Annotated in this window: 14 protein-coding genes and 1 tRNA gene; 3 read left to right on the top strand and 12 right to left on the bottom strand. The window is 48.9% G+C overall.

Annotated elements, in window-relative coordinates; translation table 11 throughout:
* Positions 1–11: 11 nt before the first annotated feature.
* The 6 genes from CLC93_RS15930 to CLC93_RS15955 all read right to left on the bottom strand — a co-directional run bounded on the left by CLC93_RS15930 (position 12) and on the right by CLC93_RS15955 (position 5672).
* Positions 12–539, bottom strand: coding sequence for a polysaccharide biosynthesis/export family protein (locus tag CLC93_RS15930; protein ID WP_095506977.1), 528 nt, complete (start codon positions 537–539; stop codon positions 12–14).
* Positions 540–548: 9 nt separating this feature from the next.
* Positions 549–1760 (bottom strand): outer membrane beta-barrel protein, encoded by a 1212-nt coding sequence (locus CLC93_RS15935; RefSeq protein WP_095506978.1) that lies wholly within the window; start codon positions 1758–1760, stop codon positions 549–551.
* A 97-nt stretch (positions 1761–1857) separates the two neighbouring features.
* Complete coding sequence (locus CLC93_RS15940) at positions 1858–3768, bottom strand: acyltransferase family protein (RefSeq protein ID WP_095506979.1); 1911 nt, start codon at positions 3766–3768, stop codon at positions 1858–1860.
* Positions 3769–3867: 99 nt separating this feature from the next.
* Positions 3868–4824, bottom strand: a complete 957-nt coding sequence (locus tag CLC93_RS15945; protein WP_245837180.1) for a D-2-hydroxyacid dehydrogenase — start codon at positions 4822–4824, stop codon at positions 3868–3870.
* A gap of 84 nt (positions 4825–4908) precedes the next feature.
* Positions 4909–5319: an STAS/SEC14 domain-containing protein gene (locus CLC93_RS15950; protein WP_095506981.1), complete on the bottom strand. Its 411-nt coding sequence runs from the start codon at positions 5317–5319 to the stop codon at positions 4909–4911.
* Between the two features lie 68 nt (positions 5320–5387).
* Positions 5388–5672 (bottom strand): helix-turn-helix domain-containing protein, encoded by a 285-nt coding sequence (locus CLC93_RS15955; protein ID WP_095506982.1) that lies wholly within the window; start codon positions 5670–5672, stop codon positions 5388–5390.
* 205 nt (positions 5673–5877) lie between these two features.
* Here CLC93_RS15955 and CLC93_RS15960 point away from each other — a divergent pair, with 205 nt between their 5' ends.
* Together CLC93_RS15960 and fabA are read left to right on the top strand one after the other, a co-directional pair.
* Positions 5878–7434: a S16 family serine protease gene (locus tag CLC93_RS15960; RefSeq protein ID WP_095506983.1), complete on the top strand. Its 1557-nt coding sequence runs from the start codon at positions 5878–5880 to the stop codon at positions 7432–7434.
* Positions 7435–7522: 88 nt separating this feature from the next.
* Positions 7523–8038, top strand: coding sequence for a bifunctional 3-hydroxydecanoyl-ACP dehydratase/trans-2-decenoyl-ACP isomerase (fabA, locus tag CLC93_RS15965; RefSeq protein ID WP_095506984.1), 516 nt, complete (start codon positions 7523–7525; stop codon positions 8036–8038).
* 1 nt (position 8039) lies between these two features.
* Here the strand turns inward: fabA and CLC93_RS15970 are convergent, their stop codons facing one another.
* The 6 genes from CLC93_RS15970 to rlmKL all read right to left on the bottom strand — a co-directional run bounded on the left by CLC93_RS15970 (position 8040) and on the right by rlmKL (position 15029).
* Positions 8040–8516, bottom strand: a complete 477-nt coding sequence (locus CLC93_RS15970) for a glutathione peroxidase (RefSeq protein ID WP_095506985.1) — start codon at positions 8514–8516, stop codon at positions 8040–8042.
* Positions 8517–8558: 42 nt separating this feature from the next.
* Positions 8559–8735: a ribosome modulation factor gene (gene rmf, locus CLC93_RS15975; RefSeq protein ID WP_095506986.1), complete on the bottom strand. Its 177-nt coding sequence runs from the start codon at positions 8733–8735 to the stop codon at positions 8559–8561.
* Positions 8736–8941: 206 nt separating this feature from the next.
* A complete protein-coding gene (locus tag CLC93_RS15980) occupies positions 8942–10756 on the bottom strand; it encodes a DUF3466 family protein (RefSeq protein ID WP_169903088.1) in 1815 nt (604 codons plus the stop codon).
* 22 nt (positions 10757–10778) lie between these two features.
* Positions 10779–12695 carry an ATP-binding cassette ATPase Uup gene (gene uup, locus CLC93_RS15985; protein ID WP_095506988.1) on the bottom strand — a complete coding sequence of 639 codons (1917 nt, stop codon included), beginning with the start codon at positions 12693–12695 and terminating at the stop codon, positions 10779–10781.
* Positions 12692–12919: a glutaredoxin family protein gene (locus tag CLC93_RS15990; RefSeq protein ID WP_095506989.1), complete on the bottom strand. Its 228-nt coding sequence runs from the start codon at positions 12917–12919 to the stop codon at positions 12692–12694. Before CLC93_RS15990 ends, uup begins: the two co-directional genes overlap by 4 nt.
* The gene (rlmKL, locus tag CLC93_RS15995) at positions 12912–15029 is read right to left on the bottom strand and encodes a bifunctional 23S rRNA (guanine(2069)-N(7))-methyltransferase RlmK/23S rRNA (guanine(2445)-N(2))-methyltransferase RlmL (protein ID WP_095506990.1); all 2118 of its coding nucleotides are present in this window, start codon (positions 15027–15029) and stop codon (positions 12912–12914) included. Before rlmKL ends, CLC93_RS15990 begins: the two co-directional genes overlap by 8 nt.
* A gap of 178 nt (positions 15030–15207) precedes the next feature.
* Here rlmKL and CLC93_RS16000 point away from each other — a divergent pair.
* Positions 15208–15280 (top strand) — tRNA-Met (locus CLC93_RS16000).

The following is a 15280-nucleotide window of genomic DNA, read 5'->3' on the forward strand; positions in this document are numbered from 1 at the left end:
GCGACGCCCTTTTAGAAGAAACTTTGGTCTATGACCAGAATGTCACCCGGCTTAACCCTATCGTTAAGCCCGACTTTTATCGGCTTGCGCCCCGGGTGATCAGAAGATGACAAGTAGATCCCAGATTTAGACGCTCGCTCGGAAAACCCGCCCGCCAAAGCAATGGCTTTGTTCACCGTCAAACCTGGTTGATAGGGATATCCCCCTGGCTGTTTGACCTCGCCATTGACGAAGAACTGCCGATACTCGAGGATCCTCACGTGAACATTGGGATCTATTAGGTAATCGCCGCGTAGTCCTGAATCGATGCTCGCGCGCAATTGTTCTGTGGTTCGGCCTTTTACCGGGATTCGACCTAAAAAGGGATAGTCGATAGAGCCGCTTTCACCTAACAAGGTTTCAAAGGTCAGCTCTTCCTCGCCGTAGACCTCAATTAAAATGAGGTCTCCAGGGCCCAGCTTATAGTTGTCGTCAAACTCGTCAGCCAACACTGGGGCGCTTAAGAAAAAGGCGAACAATATTAATAGAAGTCTACTCATAACCAGTCACTACAAGGTTACGTGTACGCTAAGCGTATAACGGTTTTGTTTAAAACCAATGCCCTCGGCGTTTGAGGTCTTATCGCCATGGACATAACCCACCGCAAAGCTGAGCCAACGACGCATGTCGTATTCAAAACTAACCCCGTATTGATTCAGCTTGTCGTTACGTACAATTCCGTTGTAATCATCGTTTGCATGGTAATACTCAAGTGTAGACGAAAAACGCTCTACCCAAGCGTGGCGCCAGGCCACACGGCCAAGGGTTTGCTTAACGTAATTACCGGTTTCTTGATTCGGGTTTTTCGCGCGCTGGCTGGTACTTAGCTCAATGCGTGAATAGGTCTTTAGATTCCAGGTAAGACCGACATCCCAACTAAAGTCATTGAACTTGTCGCGGTTGCCCTGTTTGAAGCGCTTGTTCTGGTAACCTAGGCGAATGTCACCAACGACTTGGGCTGAATCCGACGTCATCGAAGCACCCACATAACCAAAGTAATCGTCGTTGTCGCGACTCAAGAAATCTGGGCGTTGCACGTCGTAGCGCGAATCGTTGCGAATGATTTCAAACAACAGATCTGTCTTTGGCGCCATTTGATAAAAGAAAGTACCGCGATAGCGCATCTCTTTTAGGTTTTGAAACTGTGTGACTTCCTCGAAGTTTGTATACTTCTTGTCGCGGTAGCGTACGCTCAGCTCTAGGCGCCCTGCGGCATCAACACCACCAAAGCCATAAATCGCCTCAGCGTTGTTGCGATCGTAGGTCAAAGGCTTGTCAAATAACTCACCACGACCTTCCGAAAACCCATAACCACGGCCTTCGTGACGTTTAGAAAAATCGTACACCAAACTCAGACGATTGCGTCGAGTGATTTCCCACTGCAACCCCACGTCGCCGAAGTGATCGGTAAAGTTATCGACTTTGGACTGGTAGTAGTCACCGCGATTGAGGCGATACCCCAAATTGAATTGGGCACTGCCCGGATTCAGGCGGACTTTTACCCCAGGCTCAATAAAGGTACCCGAGGTCGATAGCTTGTTAGTTTGGCTGCGCAACAAGTTATCATCGTGGATCCCAGTTACCTTCAGCCAAGGCTCTAACTCAACGCCACTGTCAGTAACATAAGGTTGTGGTTGGACTGCCGAATGAACATTAAAACTCGCACCAACAAGTGCAGTTAATAAAGCCACACGACCAGACACAAAAGACTTAGCTCCCATAAAAGCCTCCGTACTCTTTCAATTTTTATAAGCGCAATAACCCCTAATTCTTGTTTAACTATAGTCGAGAAAAAATAAAGCAAAGGAATAATTGAGCTTATTTTGAAAAATAAAGGATTTGCTCCCCTAGCTTCGCAGCGTTTGCGTAAGCTATTGATCCTACTTTACTTAAATGAGAGGCGTCGCGATAAAGCGGAACGTCCAATAATTGGCTTTGGCAAATTCCATCGTTACATAATGTTTCATCTGGCCATATTACGTGTACGTCAGATGCATCTGCTAAAGCGGTTAATAATTGCCGCACAGGCTGCTTTTTATTTTGGTAGGTTTGTTGATCAAAGGAGCAGTCGGAATTAAGCCAACTCGATTGAACTGGCAGTCCGTTATTCACTCTTTCAAGACACGACGCAATATTCACTCCCACGCTTGGTGGAGGCGCAATAATCACCACTTCAACGTGCTGCGCTCTTAACGCAGCAATGGTTTGTTGAAAACTGTCGATGGCCATTTCCATATCTGAGGCGATGACTTCGCCGTCTTGGTACGCCCTGTCAAAGTAATACCCAAAGGTTGAAGCCAGCACCACAGTATCGATGCTTTTGTATTGACCAATAAAATCGACCACAGAGCGATTAAAGCTCAAACAGGACTCAGACCAGTCTTGGTAGCGCAAACGCTCTGGCTCAAACGGTGCAAGGGACAAATTAGGACCACAGGACGATTTGGTGGCCTGCACCACACCACGAAGATTTTGTTGCGCGGCGATCCCGTCCATCAAATGCATGGCAAAACTGTCGCCCCATACCAACACCTGAGCGGGATCTCGAGTTAAACACTGGGCTTTGAGCTCAAACGCTTGGTCGTTCTCGCACACTTCGGCTAGTCCATAATTGGCTTGGCGAACCGAGCGCCAGTCGGTATCGCTGTTTTGTTCCCTAACCGTTAAGGACAAGAACACAGCCAATGGCAGCGCGAACGTTGCCGCCCCAACCGACAGCGCCAACGGCTTGGCATTGTCAAACCGCCAGTGTCGAAACTTTTGCTCTATCCATTGGTATTGCAAATAGGCCAGTACAAAACTCAATCCAACCAAGGCTATCGACAAAGCAAACGGCAGGGTTTCGCCCAAATAGATATTGCGAGCAAAGGAGAAGATTGGCCAATGCACTAGGTATAAGGAGTAGGACCAGTCACCGACTTTAGACAGACCATTCACCACAAGGCCAGACTTTAACCAAGATGGGCTGGCGGCGATGAGCGTCATGGTCGCCAAACATGCGATTAATGCATCCCATCTCGGGTGCGCATAGTCGATGCCAAAGCACGCCACATACCCCAGTGCTAGCAGTGCAATTAGAGAGATTAGGTTGCCGATACGCTCGTCCATTTTTGGTACCTGCGTCAGGGCCAACAAGCCGCCTAGCAGCAGTTCCCACGCTCTCGTGGGCAACATGTAGAAGGTTTCGCTTGGGCGCATGGTTACCAGCAACCAACACAACACCATACTAAGTGCGCAAGCCAACACCAGTAACTTGTAGCGGCGCGCCGCAGGCAACAGATACAAAGCGACCGGAAGCACTAGATAGAACTGCTCTTCGATCGCTAAAGACCAAACGTGTAATAAAGGTTTGAATTCTGCCGCGCCTTGGAAGTAACCCGTCTGCATCCAAAGTGCAATGTTTCCAGTAAAGGTCAACGCGCCAATCAGCTGTTTTAAATAGTCCTCAAGCTCGTTGCTCGAGAGCAGATAGAAAGCTATCACCGATGTAATGGCGAACGTGGCGTAGGCCGCTGGGGCTAGCCGTTTTAGCCGTCGAAAATAGAATTGTTTAAAGGAAAAGGTGCCATTGTCGAGGTCTCGGACAATAAGCCCTGTGATCAAATAACCCGAAACCACAAAGAACACATCGACACCCAAGTAGCCTTTGGAAAACCAACTGAACTCGGCGTGATAGAACAAGACTAGGAGTACTGCGATGCCTCGCAGTACTTGAATATCTGTGCGCATGTTGCCCCTTTGAAAACGGCTACTTTTTTTAATCTTGTACTTTCAAAGTAGCACAGCGCACAAAAAACGGAGTGCGAAGACTCCGTTTACTGGAGTCGATTAAACCACCCGACTATAACTTTCTGATTGGCGATAACTTTCTATCGACACTCCAATATCATCGATCAATCGCTGCATCGCCTCGGCGCTTGCCCAGGCCGAATGTGGAGTGATGATTAGGTTATTGCCTTTATAGGACAACAAGGGGTTGTCTTCGCGAATTGGCTCAACACTGGCAACGTCTAACGCCGCACCAGCAATCTCTTTTTGTTTCAAAGCGGCAACTAAATCGTGCTCATTGACGATGCCGCCGCGCGCACAATTTATGAGAAAAGCACTGGGCTTCATGGCAGAGAGAGTATCTGCGTTGAACAAGTCTGCAGTTTGCTCATTAAGTGGGCAGTGGATAGAGATAGCATCGCTTTGTTGCACCAGAGTTTCAAAGCTGACTCGGCCAATACGCAGACTAGTGGCGCCCTTACGCTCACCAAAAACCACCTTCATGCCCAGCCCGGTGGCAGCCTGAGCCACCGAATTAGCGATATTACCCACGCCAATCAAGCCCAAAGTTTTGCCGCTCAACTCAACAATTGGATGATCGAGCAAACAAAAAATATCGCTTTGCTGCCATTTGCCCCGCTTCACATCCCTATCGTAGTTGGCGGCGTTAGTGGCCAGCATCAGCAACAGAGTAATAACGTGTTGAGCCACGGTGGAAGTGCCGTAGTTGGCCACGTTGCACACGGCAATTCCCAGGGCTTCGGCCGCCTCTAGATCGACGTTATTCGTGCCTGTGGCGGCGACGCAGATTAACTTTAACTCGGGACAGGCTTTCATGTGTTCTCGGCTGATCACCACCTTATTAGTGATCACCACTTCAACACCGGCGATGCGCTCTTGCACCTGTTCAGCCTGTGTCATCGCGAACTCGCGATAGTCAGTGAGCTGTGAAGCTATGCCTTGAGTATCTATGTCTGGATTAAAGGTTTTTCGATCGAGAAATACGCCTTTCATCATAACGCCTGTAATTTATGGAATGCAGCGTCAGCTTATACCATTGAAGCAACATCAAGCTTTGAGCAAGCTCAAATGGCTGGATATCTATCCACAGCAATGGGCCTGTTTACATTGTGAGCAGCCAGGGCCGATTGCGCAGCCAATGAAAGCTTGCAACTCGGCTTGTTGGCAGGAATAAAATCTAACCACTTTGGCACTAGATGCTAAGCGGGTGATGGCAAGGGCCATGCCGCCGATAGGGTTATCGCAGATAATGGCAACTTTGGTGAACTTACCTCTATGGGCGAGCACAAAATTGAGATGACGAAACAGTCGCGCTAACGCTTGTCGAGAGGACTCGTCGTGAATATAGATAACCAACGAAGAAAAGGATGCTCCATCGGCAGTCTGTTGGTTGAGTTGGGAATTGGCAAGTTCAAAATCTTGCAGTTTCACGCTTCCTTGCGCATTTACCACAATACAATTGCTGGCGCCTCTAATGGCTATAGATAACATATCCGACCTCCATGTTCGGTTATGCCCCCAGTCTGCATCAGACGTGAAAGTATTGCAAAGACTTTGAACTAGGCGTCTTTGTGTTTTTGCCACTGCAACATAATGCGCTTCCAAGCCAGTTTCTCTTCCGCCTGAGCGGCGTAGGTCACCCGCATCTGTAACAACAGCTCCCCCGGGTCCAGGTTTAGCGGTTTAGCCATGGTCAACGCAAGTGCGTCACTCAAGCGCCGGCGTCCTTTTTTAATGTCGCAAAGGTAGGCAGTAGACAGGCCTAGCGCCTTTGCCATTTGCTTATCACTGGCATAACCGGCGTGCGCTCGATACTGATTAAAGAAAAGTTCGATATCAATCATTGTCTTTTTTATCAATTGGTTACAGACTGCAATACGCTTCATAGCGTACGAGGAATCTCTCGATACGCCAAATAGCGTACACTCAATAGCTAAATACGTCAATCTGAGAACGCTGTTTTTGCATCATGAATCAGGACTGTTCATGGCAAAACCCATGGAGATTTCTGTGGTATAGTTTCGCCCAAATCATTCAATAGCTATCTCTATGCCAACCAACAAAATTTCCGCCAAATTAGCCCGCCCTGCGTTTGGCCCACTAGCGCCCAAGCATCAGTCTGCCCTACCCGAGTTACTCACCCTAGGACAGGAGCGTTTAGTAGAAACGCTATCGCTTGCGTTAAAAAAGCCAGATGCAAACCAGCACCTATTGGTCGGCTACTATTCGGACATAGATGAAGATTTGTTGGTAGACGCCATACAAGCCCGCTTCAAAATCAGCAGCGCTTACGTTAACCAATCCACGACTAAAGCTAAGCTGATAGGCACAAAAGAAAGTCCTGGTTTGATTGCCAATACTGACCTGCTGGTGATCAGCGCTGAATGCCTGGTGCGCCAAAAGCAAATAGCCAAAGCCTTGCTCACTGAGATTCAAACAGGCTGCCAAGCCGTGGTTATGATCTTGGGACGAATTCATTGGCTAGATTATCTTCGTGAGCAACACGAGGGGATCAATGCCGGCTTCCCATTAGTAACCGAGCTAATGCATGAGATAACGGCAAATTCAGACAATTTACAGAGCTATGTGGACTATCTGTTTCAATTAGCGAATGCAGCGCAGGTTGAGCTTGCGGATTCAGCCTACCCCGAGTTAATGGGTTATGCGAGTTGGCAGTGCGAGCATCAACAAAAACTAACACTGGCCAGTCGTCCCCTGCTGAACCTTATCCGTCAAGGCCAGTTGTTTAGCGAGGGTCAGCAGGTTACCGGTGACGATATAGGCAAAGCCTGGACCCACAGAAATTACCGAGTAAACGTCCAACAAGCGCTATCGCTACAAAGCTTCACCGAAGACTTTGTTCGTTTAAAGACCCAAGGATTAGAAGTTGGCCAAATCAACGCGTTAACCGTAATTGACAGTCAGGATTTCAGTTACGGAGAGCCTGCTCGAGTGACAGCAACCGTGCACTATGGTGACGGCGAAGTGGCTGATATTGAGCGAAAGTCCGAACTCGGAGGCAATATTCACGCTAAGGGGATGATGATTCTGTCGGCTTGCTTGTACCGAATTTTTGGAAAAGACGAGCCGTTACACTTAAACGCGAATATCGTGTTTGAACAATCCTACCAAGAAATCGATGGGGACAGTGCCTCGCTGGCCGAATACTGTGCGCTGATTAGCGCCATCAGCGAAGTACCGGTCAACCAAGAGTTGGCTGTCACCGGCGCCATCGACCAATTTGGCCAAGTACAGGCCATTGGTGGCGTCAATGAAAAAGTCGAAGGCTTTTATCGCCTCTGTCAGGCTCGCGGTCTCAGCGGACAACAAGGCGTGCTGCTTCCCTCCTCCAACATCGTTCAGTTGCACCTCGACCCAGAAATTGTTGAAGCCATCGAAAAGGAAAAGTTTCACTTGTACGCCGTTGACCATATCGACCAAGCGATCGAGCTTTTGCTTGGTAAATCTGTGGGCATTGCCGATGAGCGTGGGCGTTTTAGCGAAGACAGTGTTTACGCTCTGGTTCAGGCTCGACTTGAGCAGTTGGCCGGAGAAATCGACGAGCCGTTATCTATTTGGCAGCGTTTGATCAACAAACTGACATAAAACTGGATTTAAAACCGCTGGTTGGACTTGTTAGGCTTACAGGTGTTCGCTATTCTGGCGCCATTCGACAAGGAGCTATGAATTATCCATGACTAAGCCAAACAGTTTTAATAAAGAAGAAATCGTTGCCTGCGGTTACGGCGACCTGTTTCCAGGCGACACCCCACGTCTTCCAGTACAAAATATGCTGATGCTTGATCGCATCGTAAAAATTAACGAAGACGGCGGAAAATACGGCAAAGGCGAGATCATCGCTGAGCTGGATATCAACCCAGATCTATGGTTCTTCGATTGCCACTTCCCTGGCGATCCAGTGATGCCAGGCTGTTTGGGCCTAGACGCTATGTGGCAGCTGGTGGGTTTCTTCTTGGCTTACCAAGGCGCCAAAGGCCGCGGCCGAGCCCTAGGTGTTGGCGAAGTTAAGTTTACTGGCCAAGTTCTGCCAGAAGCGAAAAAAGTCACTTATAAGATCGACATGAAGCGTACCATCCACCGCAAGCTTGTGATGGGTATCGGCGACGCAGTTCTAGAAGTCGACGGCCGCGAGATCTACACCGCGACCGATTTGAAAGTAGGTGTTTTCACCGACACTAGTACTTTCTAATTTAAGCTAACAAGTGTTCTATTTCTTGTTTTAGCTTAACAGGGTCAGTAGTTGGTCCATGGCGACTGAATACTTGACCTTGTTTATCCACCAAGAACTTGGTGAAGTTCCATTTGATATTGCTTCCAAACCAACCTCCCTGCGCCTTGGTTAAGTGTTTAAACAAGGGATGTGCGTTATCCCCTTTGACGTCTAATTTTTCCGTCAGCGGAAAATTAACCCCGTAATTCAACTCACAAAACGAGTTTATCTCTTCAGCATTGCCTGGCTCTTGTTTACCAAATTGATTGCAAGGCGCGCCAATAACGACTAGCCCTTTGTCAGCATAATGCTTGTGAAGCGCTTGTAAGCTTTGGTATTGAGGTGTGAACCCGCACTTGCTGGCGGTATTAACTATGAGTAGTACTTTGCCCTTCAGCTCAGAGAGATCCAGTGTCGAGCCGTCGTTCATGGTGAGTTGGTGTTGGTAAATGTCCATAAAAAACCCCCTTGGTTAGGGGGTTAGATTAGCGAATCGAGATCACTTGGTAAACAGCCCGGCTAATCGGCCTTCGGTGCCTTCTCGCCATCCACCGAGCCATTGAGATTTGATATCTATTTCATTATAGGGGCAATAATCTTTGGAGCGTCCTGCGGCTCCTGCCTGAAAACCTTTGGAGTAAGCGCGTTCTAAACGATCTCGTTTCTGTCTCTTCATACTCTTTCCTCTTGGTTCTGAACACAATCGGTCTCAGCCGACCATCACTATGATTAGCTCGATTTGAGTCAGTTTTCAATGAAAAAAACCGAAAATAGTGATGGACAATTATTAAGCTATTGAGACAGAAATATTTTTCTTAGAAGAAAATTTTAGAAGACGCTAAAAAACAAAAGGAACCATCAGGTTCCTTTTGAGCGTTTGTACTAGGCTTTTCGACGTCTGAACCAGAGTAGTGGTCCAGCGAGCGCTAACAGCCACCAGGCGGCTGCTCCTTTACGCTTGTACGGAGGGTTGGGATCCGCTTCATCGGTAAAGGTACAAGCTTCTGCGTTGGTTACCGGCTTGAGCACCACGGCTCGTGGAATTTGAGTCACCACCGGCTCGCCATTACCGTTCAAGTTAAAGAAAGGCTTACCATTGTCACCAACAATTACCTTACCTTCTTCATCTAGCTTGTAGTTTGGCTTAGTGATGAAAGCGGTACCTAAAATGGTGCCATCTTCTAGGATCTCGTTGCCTTCTACCACTTCAATAATGGTTGGGTAGGTGAACTCAACCCCATCGCCATCTTGTACTGTCACTTGATGACGCGTCCAGCTGTCGCCATTTCGAACCAAACCTTTCGACTCACAGGTCAGCAAGTTGTTGACGTTGTTAAAGGTCTCTGTGGCGTGCTCATACAAGAATGCATGGCGACGACGTGGCTTCTCTTTATCGAAGTCAATCTCGACATTACCCGTCACCTGACCGGCTTCGTTGATAGAACGTGGGAAGCTCGATAAGTCCGTTGGCGCGTTAGCCAAATCTAGTGGTTCTTTGATACGAGGATCCGCTTCGTTGGTATCCAAGATAAAGAACTTAGCGCGCAAGTAACCTTGAATGTAGCGAGTAGAACGGCCAATTAGCAATCCGGCGTTGTTGATGTCATAAGCCACCGAGTCGAAGATGTCGTTGTTATTAAACGTGATTGTCTTGATCTCGTTGTTTGGTGTCCACCAAGCCGCATCGTAACGAATGTTGTTGGTGTCACCATCGCGATAGTTGTGGCTGCGGCCAACAATAGTGCCATTGTCGTTTGCACCTAAGGCTTGCGCCAAGAACACGCGATTGTCGTCATCAGCAATTTCAAACGGGAACGTCAGTTGAGTGGCGTTTACCGTATCGCCTTGCACTTCCCATTTAAAGGCGCGCATCTGATAGGCAACATTGGTTGAACCATTGCTGTTTGGAAACTGATTTCGCTGAACACACACATCTACTGGCTCAGCAGTATCCGGGTTATCTTCGGCGGCCTGCTTACAATTCTGAACGACGGTTTTACCGTTGGAAGTCAGGTCGACAGAAGCGGTACCATAAATGGTATTCATCACGTTGACGCCAGTGGCCCGTGACAAACCACCCACATTTACCTCTTCATAGGTGGTAAATGGTGGCTCAATCATGGTCGCGGTGTTGTCACCTACTTTAACAAAAGCACGCTCTTCAAAATCGCGGAAGTACCATGTGGTTGGATCGTCTTCACCTGGGTTTTCCGCCGGCGGAATTGGCAAAGTCTTTTGGTTAGCGCTGGCGTAACCCACTTTCAATCCGTTGCCGTTGATGCCAAACATGACACTGTTGCTGTCGTTGACAGGATCGGTGCTGCTCGGAGGCGTATCGTTGAGAATTGGATCAAAGTTGAGTGTGTAGTTTGTGGTTTCGTTGGCGTTAAACGCAAACAGGTTAGCGACAATCGGATTGGTAACCGAAAGTACAATCACTTCTTCACCACCAACACCTGTGTTGTTGTCAAAGTCGAAATCGATTTCAGGGCGACGTCCGTTGGCTGTTCCAACTATCTCGCCATTGGCGTTGCCACCCATGGCGTAGGAAGTACGAGTACCGGTAAGGGTTTCTAGGTCGAAATCTTTGATATTTACGATTTCATAGACGGGGGCCGCGTGAACGGCTGCGCTACTGACAATGCCAGCAACGGCCAGCGCTAGCCTTGAAAGTGACGACGGCTTACTAAAGGTCATTTGTAACTGCATTCCTATATTTCTACGGGTGCTGCTTGAGTTGTTCCAACTCTTCCCAACGCTCGAATAAAGTCTCTAGCTGTTGCTCGTATTCGGCTAACTGAGCGAGCGTTTCATTGACTTGTTGTTGTTCTTGTTCAAAAAACTCCGGCTTGGCAATGGCTTGCTGCAAGTCCTCTATATTGACTTCGAGCTGCTCCATTTGTTCCGGAAGTGCTTCTAATTCTCTTTGTAACTTATACGAAAGCTTTTTAGTACCCGAACTTTTCGCCGGTTTGGTCGCCGCAGGTTCATGCTTTGGCTTGCTGACGTTAGCTTCGGCTTCACTGGGTGCCCGATAAAAATTCGCGCCTTGTGAAACCGCATCTTGATAACCACCCACGTATTCGTGCCACTGACCTTCACCGGCGAACCACCAGCTACTCGTCACTGTATTATCAATAAAGGCACGGTCGTGACTGACGATCAATAAAGTCCCTGCAAACTCTACCAGCATCGACTCCAACAATTCCAGCGTTTCTATGTCTAAATCGTTGGTTGGCTCGTCGAGAATGATGAGATTTGCTGGTTTAAGCAGCAATCGAGCCAAAAGCAGGCGATTTTTTTCTCCGCCGCTCAGGGCTTTAACCGGAGTACGCGCTCTTTCCGGTGAAAACAAAAAGTCCTGAAGGTAACTTAGGATGTGGCGATCACGGCCATTGACCATGACGTGTTGTTTACCCTCGCCGACGTTATCTTCAACGGTTTTGTTTTCATCGAGTTGTTGGCGGTACTGGTCAAAATAAGCAATTTCGAGCTTGGTGCCCCGCTTGACTTCACCTTGGCTAGGTTCTAACTGCCCAATCAAACATTTAATGAGGGTGGACTTACCACAACCATTTGGGCCAACAATGGCAATGCGATCGCCGCGCATAACTTGGGTAGAGAAGTTCTTCACCAAAGGCTCGCCGTCGTAGTTAAAGCTGATGTTGTCCACTTCAAACACCCGCTTACCTGAGCGCGAGGTATCGTCTACAGACAACTTAGCCTGGCCTTGAGATTTCAAGCGCTCGCTGCGCTGCTCTCGCATGGCTTTAAGGGCTCGTACGCGCCCTTCGTTACGGGTGCGACGAGCTTTAATGCCCTGGCGGATCCAGGTTTCTTCTTCCGCCAGCTTTTTATCAAATTGCGCATTGTGCTCAGCTTCCACCGCCAACCACTTCTGCTTGCCTTCAAGGTACTCTTGATAGCTACCCGGCCAAGAAGTGGCTACACCCCGATCAAGGTCGATGATTCGAGTGGCTAATCGGTCGATAAAGCCACGGTCGTGACTGATGAAGACAATGGCGCCTTTAAAGTTGAGCAGCAATTGCTCAAGCCACTCGATGGTGTCTATGTCCAAGTGGTTGGTAGGCTCATCGAGCATCAAAAGATCCGGCTCAAGGACCAAAGTCTGTGCTAATGCCACCTTGCGCAACCAACCACCGCTGAGCTCTTGTAGCGATTGGGCAGGATTGAGCTTTAAGCGCTGGCAAATGCTTTGAATACGAGAATCAAACTGCCAGCCGTCGCCTTGATCGACTTGCTCTTGCAGTCGAGTCAACTTGGCTAGTTTCTCAGGACTGTCGGCCAAGTCTGGATCTTGGCTTAATCGCTGAAATTCGGCGAGCTTATTGCCCACGTCCGCGAGTCCCTGTGCAATATAGTCGTAAACGCTGAGTTCTGAGCTTTGTGGCGGGTCTTGCTGTAAGCGAGCCAGGGTGACGTCGTTGCTAACGGTGATCTCGCCATCGTCTAGGTCAATGCTGCCATCAAGCACTTTCATTAAGCTCGACTTACCGGCGCCGTTGCGGCCCACGATACAAACGCGCTCGCCTTCTTCGATGACCAGATCCACATCCGCCAATAGCGGTGTGTGACCAAAGGCCAAACAAGCTTGGTTTAAACGGACTAGATTCACTGATTGGCCTCCAAAAACTCAGTTAAGGAAGCTTGGTCAAAAGGCCAGCCCAGCTCGGCGTCACCTTTTGTGAGCACCGGAATGCGAATTTTGTACTTTTCTAGCGACTCAGCATGGTCGCAGATATCAACCAATTGGTAGCTCAATTGTTGTTCGTCTAACAAGGCCTGCGCCAATTCGCACAGATGGCAGCCCTCAGTATGAAACAGACGAAGATCAGTCATTGATACTCCTTAATGACCAACAATTATGTATGTGTGGATTGCGCTTAAAGTCTTGTGGCAACAGCTTAGCGTCAATATTGGTAGCTTTAAGCCCTTGTGCTTCTAGCGCTTGTGTATCCATTTTGAAACGGCGCTTGTTATTGGTGAAGATGATCTCTCCACCCGGTGCCAAGGATTGCTTCAATTGAGCCAACATATGCACGTGATCGCGCTCGACATCGAAACTGTCGTCCATTCGCTTTGAATTCGAGAAAGTCGGCGGGTCGATGAAAATCAAATCGAACTGCTTTTGATTGGTCGCGATCCACTTCAAGCAATCCGCCTGCTCAAACTGGTACTGACGACCGTTTAAGCCGTTCAAATCAAAATTATCCTGCGCCCAGGCCAGATAAGTGCGTGACATATCAACCGTAGTCACCGATTTAGCACCACCAAGAGCGGCGTGAACCGACGCAGAGCCGGTATAGGCAAACAGGTTTAATACAGTTTTGTCTTTGGCCTTCTCGCCAACCAGTTTACGGGTTAGGCGGTGGTCTAGGAAAAGACCCGTATCTAAGTACTGAGCCAAGTCGACCTTAAACAGTGCACCGTACTCATGAACCTTTAGCTCGATCGATGATTGCTCGCGCTTTTGATACTGGTTGCTGCCTTTTTGGCGCAAACGCGTTTTCAGCACAATCTTATCTGGATGCACATCGGTGGCTTCAGGCAGTGCCAGCAGCACCTCATTAAGGCGCTTTTGCGCTGTTTGCGGTGGAATATTCGCCGGTGGTGCGTACTCTTGCACCACTAGGTAGTCCTGATAACGGTCCACTGCCACATTGTATTCGGGAATGTCCGCGTCGTAGATGCGATAGCAATCGAGGTTTTCTTTGCGCGCCCATTTATCCAGAGGTTTGCGGTTTTTCTTGATGCGATTAATGAACGACTGAGCAAACGCCATATCCGCTGGAGCGCCCTGCCCGGCATCCTCACGAATTCGATAGTTGCAGAACTCACACTCGAGGTTACCGTTGTACAGGTTAACCTTCTTGTCGTACTTAAGCTTCAGCGCGGCCAGCAGTTCTGGTTCACTGGACAACAGAGATACCTTGTAGCCAGGGTAAGACGTCTTAAGTTGCTGGCCAAACTTAAAGTAAAGCTGCAGCAAAGAGTTGTAGTTACCTAGACGCTCACCAAACGGTGGGTTACTGATTACATAACCTGGTTCTTCAAACTCAGGTTTATAAGTCAGAGCATCGCCCTGCTCAATTTTAACCAGCGCGGCAACGCCGGCGTTTTGTACGTTAGTGCGAGCGGCCTTCACGACGCGAGGATCGGACTCAATGCCGACAAAGCGAATTGGGCAGCGTTTTGTACCGCGAGTCGATAAGGCTAACGCCTCTTGGTCAATCTCGTGCCACATTTTAGCGTTGTGTCCGCGCCAGTGAGTAAAGCCGTGTTGCACGCGGTTTAAGCCAGGGGCAATACCCGCGGCAATCATGGCCGCTTCGATAAGAATGGTGGCCGAACCGCAAAACGGGTCAACAATGTTCTTTTGATCTTCCCACCAGCCTGAGCGCGCCAACAGATTACAGGCTAAGTTTTCTTTTAGTGGGGCTTCACCAGTCTTTTCGCGATAACCGCGCTGGTGCATCGCGGCGCCACTAAAGTTGAACCCTAGAGTGACTTGATCGCGCTTGATACGCGCAGAGATGCGAATATCAGCGTCTTCTTTACTGACGTCCGGGCGACGGTAGCCATCTTCGCGGAAGCGATCTACGACCGCATCTTTTACTTTTAACGCACCAAATTGGGTGTTGGTGATTTGGCGGTTGGTACCAACAAAGTCCACCAAGAAGCGTTTCTTCTCGCTAAACACCGCCGGCCAGTCAACACAGAACGCGGCTTCGTAAAGCTCGTCGACATTGTCGAACTTACCTTGATAAAGAATAAGAACAATTCGGCTAGGCAAACGCGCCCACATACAAATGCGGTAGGCGGTTTCTAGGTCGGCTTGGAAATAGGCACCGGCTTGGGCCTCTTTGACGCCGTCGGCACCGAGTTGGGTGAGCTCTTTCGCGAGGGCATATTCGAAACCGCGAGGTGCTGCGGCAAAAAACTGATACATGAAGCCAACTTAAATCTATCTGGAGTGGCGCATAGTATAACTGCCCTCGCGCACAAATGATAACGAAGACACCCATCACAAACGCCAGATTGGGTGGATAATTGACCAAACAGACAGGTTATTCCAATTTCGGCTTGCAATAGCAATTCCCGCTGATATGATACGCCTCGTTTTCGGACGCGGGATGGAGCAGCTTGGTAGCTCGTCGGGCTCATAACCCGAAGGTCGTCGGTTCAAATCCGGCTCCCGCA

It is taken from the genome of Paraferrimonas sedimenticola (genome assembly GCF_002282855.1).
GTDB classification, from domain to species: Bacteria; Pseudomonadota; Gammaproteobacteria; order Enterobacterales; family Shewanellaceae; genus Paraferrimonas; species Paraferrimonas sedimenticola.

Excerpts from the sequence above, each read along its gene's own strand:
- CLC93_RS15930 (WP_095506977.1), bottom strand. The coding sequence starts at position 539 with ATGAGTAGACTTCTATTAATATTGTTCGCCTTTTTCTTAAGCGCCCCA.
- CLC93_RS15935 (WP_095506978.1), bottom strand. The coding sequence starts at position 1,760 with ATGGGAGCTAAGTCTTTTGTGTCTGGTCGTGTGGCTTTATTAACTGCA.
- CLC93_RS15940 (WP_095506979.1), bottom strand. The coding sequence starts at position 3,768 with ATGCGCACAGATATTCAAGTACTGCGAGGCATCGCAGTACTCCTAGTC.
- CLC93_RS15945 (WP_245837180.1), bottom strand. The coding sequence starts at position 4,824 with ATGATGAAAGGCGTATTTCTCGATCGAAAAACCTTTAATCCAGACATA.
- CLC93_RS15950 (WP_095506981.1), bottom strand. The coding sequence starts at position 5,319 with ATGTTATCTATAGCCATTAGAGGCGCCAGCAATTGTATTGTGGTAAAT.
- CLC93_RS15955 (WP_095506982.1), bottom strand. The coding sequence starts at position 5,672 with ATGATTGATATCGAACTTTTCTTTAATCAGTATCGAGCGCACGCCGGT.
- CLC93_RS15960 (WP_095506983.1), top strand. The coding sequence starts at position 5,878 with ATGCCAACCAACAAAATTTCCGCCAAATTAGCCCGCCCTGCGTTTGGC.
- fabA (WP_095506984.1), top strand. The coding sequence starts at position 7,523 with ATGACTAAGCCAAACAGTTTTAATAAAGAAGAAATCGTTGCCTGCGGT.
- CLC93_RS15970 (WP_095506985.1), bottom strand. The coding sequence starts at position 8,516 with ATGGACATTTACCAACACCAACTCACCATGAACGACGGCTCGACACTG.
- rmf (WP_095506986.1), bottom strand. The coding sequence starts at position 8,735 with ATGAAGAGACAGAAACGAGATCGTTTAGAACGCGCTTACTCCAAAGGT.
- CLC93_RS15980 (WP_169903088.1), bottom strand. The coding sequence starts at position 10,756 with ATGACCTTTAGTAAGCCGTCGTCACTTTCAAGGCTAGCGCTGGCCGTT.
- CLC93_RS15990 (WP_095506989.1), bottom strand. The coding sequence starts at position 12,919 with ATGACTGATCTTCGTCTGTTTCATACTGAGGGCTGCCATCTGTGCGAA.
- rlmKL (WP_095506990.1), bottom strand. The coding sequence starts at position 15,029 with ATGTATCAGTTTTTTGCCGCAGCACCTCGCGGTTTCGAATATGCCCTC.